Source organism: Streptomyces sp. 150FB, assembly GCF_000818195.1.
In the GTDB taxonomy this organism is placed as follows: domain Bacteria; phylum Actinomycetota; class Actinomycetes; order Streptomycetales; family Streptomycetaceae; genus Streptomyces.
The window spans coordinates 760,123-762,942 of sequence record NZ_JTHL01000001.1 but is presented as its reverse complement, the minus strand read 5'-3'; the positions used below and the strand labels follow the sequence as shown (position 1 = coordinate 762,942).

General features: G+C 70.3%; 1 protein-coding gene and 1 pseudogene. Both read left to right on the top strand.

All coding sequences use genetic code 11. The annotated features are described in order from the left end of the window. Window positions 1-2,245: pseudogene (locus tag QR77_RS46435) on the top strand (hypothetical protein); the annotation flags it as partial. A gap of 195 nt (window positions 2,246-2,440) precedes the next feature. Then, a complete protein-coding gene (locus tag QR77_RS03145; RefSeq protein ID WP_040019541.1) occupies window positions 2,441-2,773 on the top strand; it encodes a hypothetical protein in 333 nt (110 codons plus the stop codon). Window positions 2,774-2,820: the final 47 nt, after the last annotated feature.

Sequence of the window (2,820 nt, the reverse complement as noted above, 5' to 3'; positions counted from 1 at the left end):
AGGCGAGCGGGCCCGCCGCTGGCTCGGGGAGCTGGCGCTCCGGCAGACCGAGAGCGAGCAGCCGGACATCGCATGGTGGCGCCTGGAACGCATGGTGCCCCGCCGCGCCCGCCTGCTGCTCTCCCTGCCGCTGCCCGTGCTGGTCGCCGCCGCCCTGACCGTGAGCGGGCTGTCCTTCACCGTGGACATCTTCGGGGTGGCGACGCCGATATGGGCCCTCGGTCTGATCAGCGGCCTCGCTGCCGTGGTGACGGACTGGTACATCACCGTGGACAGCGAACTGCCGGTACCGCAGCGGCTCGGACGGCCCGTGGCCGGCGCTGTCCGAGCGGCGCTGAGCAGGCCGTTTCCACGTGCCCTCGTTGTCCTCGGGGCCATCGCGCTCGCCGTGCTCTGGGCGGGGGCGGCCGCCCACGGCGTCGCGGGGATCACCGCCCTGAGGGTGACCGGGGCCGTCGTGTTCCTCGGGCTCCTCGCCCTGCGCAACGCGGTACGCAGGCCCGCCGACCCGGAAGCCCTCGGCCCCGAGGCCCTGCTGCGCGCCGACCGGCGCGCCACGCTCTGGCTGGCCGTCGTCTCTCTGCCCGGCAGCCGCGCTCCGCTGCGGCTCCACAAGACACTCCTGGGCTTCGTGGCCACCCTCGTGGTGATGTGGGGCGGCCTTTTTCAGGGACGCGACGCGATGAGTACGGCGCGCTGGACGTCGACGGCCGTTGTGCTGGCGCTCGGCGTCGGGGTGTGGAGCTGCGCCGTCTCCGCCTGGGGTCGCCACGGTGCCGCGCGGTTCTGGCTCGCCGCGGGTGGGCACCTGCCGTGGCGCCTGACGCGCTTTCTGCGGGACGCGCACCGGCGCGGGGTGCTGCGGCAGTCGGGGGGCTTCTACCGCTTCCGGCACCTGGCGTTGCAGCACGAACTGGCCGCCGAAGCGCGCGCCGTCCGGGGCGAGCGGTCCACCGGCAAGGAGTTCCTGCCCGATCTCAGGTCGCGGGAGCGACTGGCCCGCCGTGTCGCCTTCCAGGAGAGGGCGCTGACGGCCGTCGGTGCCGCTGTGTCCGTGCTGACCGCGTTCGCCCTGCTCGGCGCCGTTGTGACGGCTCCTGCTGTGGCAGGCCCTGTTCCCTCGCTCGCGAGCGCCTGCAGCCTGCTCACCGTCCCGGATCTGCGCCCACTGCTCCAGGACCCCGCCAGGGGTACGGGCTACGACGACCGTCAGGTCTGGCCCTGGCGGGCACCCGCGACGGTGAGTATTCCGCCGCTCAGAGACACCACCAGTTGTGTCTTCGAGGAACAGGCTCCGTTCCGGCCGGACACGGTGATCACCCTACGTGTCGGCGTCACCGCTGCCGAAGGCCAACTCGGTGGCGCGGACCAGGCGGAACAATGGGTACGGAAGGCCAACTTCGACAAGAGCGAACGGCGGGACGACGTCGGGGACTCGGCGATCGTCAGCGACGCCGGCTTCTTGACCGGCGATCCGCTCGAGAGGGAGCTCGGCAGGACCGAGATCCCGATGGGCGTCGTCCGGGCGCGGGTCGACAACGCCGTGGTACTCGCGGACGTCAGCATGGAGTTCGCCACTGTGGCACAGGTGCGTGAGATGGCGGTGGCAGTCGCGCGCACCGTGCTGCGCAATGCCGGACTCGTCGGCCCCGCGCAAGCGGGCGAGCGCACCCTGAAAGACCTGTCGGGCGCCCCATTGCCGCGGGCGTCCCGGTTCTCCCTTTATCGCGGGGACGCGGGCAAGCCGCTCGAAGGCGCCCAGTGGGACGCCGGGGAGCGATCCAAGATCGTCCTGTTCCATCCCGACACCTACTTCTGGATGGCGCTGCGGCTGCCGCGCGGCATGGAGTGTTCAGCCGGCCTGGCGGCACCGGATGAAGCCCAGGAGTGCGTGTGGGACACCCCGGAAGGGCCTGTGCGCGTGGAACTGAAGCTGCACCCGTGCTACCTCCACGACGAGTGCGGCGACCGCGATGCCTTCTACGCCGGTCTCCCCGGCACCAATCCTGGTACCTGGCCCCGGCACGACCGTGAGACCCGCTACCGCCTGGCCGACTCGGACGGCGTGAGAACAGCGTCGCTGATCCGCCTGCTGCGGTTGTGGTGGCGACCACTCGGTGCGGACGACCGGTCGCCCTTCGACTTCTTCCTCTGGCTGCGTGTCACAGCTCCGGCCGGCCATGCCGACCTCGCTGAAAAGATCATGAACGATGTGTTCCGGCAGCAACCCCCCGACGGGGCCTGACCTGCCGACTGTGCGCCCCGCGCGGTTCGTCGCGACGGCGGAGCCGGGGATCTCCCGCCTCGGTGGCCGCTTCCGGCTCTTGTGCGTCTCTGTCACGCGTTTGTCACAGAGGGCTGGCGAGCCCGGCAAGTCGCTGGCACGGAGGACGAGGGGGATGGCATTATTTGTACCAACTAACCTGGTAGGGGGAGCCGGATGAAGTTCGACATGGGGGCGCAGGTCCTGACGACGCTGACGTCGAAGTCGCGTGGGTCGAGTGATGACCTCGGGACGCTGATCCGTCAACTCGTTCAGGCGGCGCAGCCGTTGGAAGGCAAGTTCAACGGGTCCGGGAAGGTCGCCTTCGACTCGTTCAAGTCGCGCTCCGACGAGATCACCTCGTCGCTGAACAGCGCGCTGTCGTCGATCCTCGGCGGCCAGTCGGGCATGGAGTCGGCGTTCGGCTCCGGTGACCAGGAGCAGGGTGACAACGCCCGGTCGAACATGGGCGCGGCCAACTTCGACGCGGCGCGCTTCTCGGGCCGCTGATCTCCGCCGTCCGATGGAAGCGCTGGGACTTACGAGGAGTGATTGTT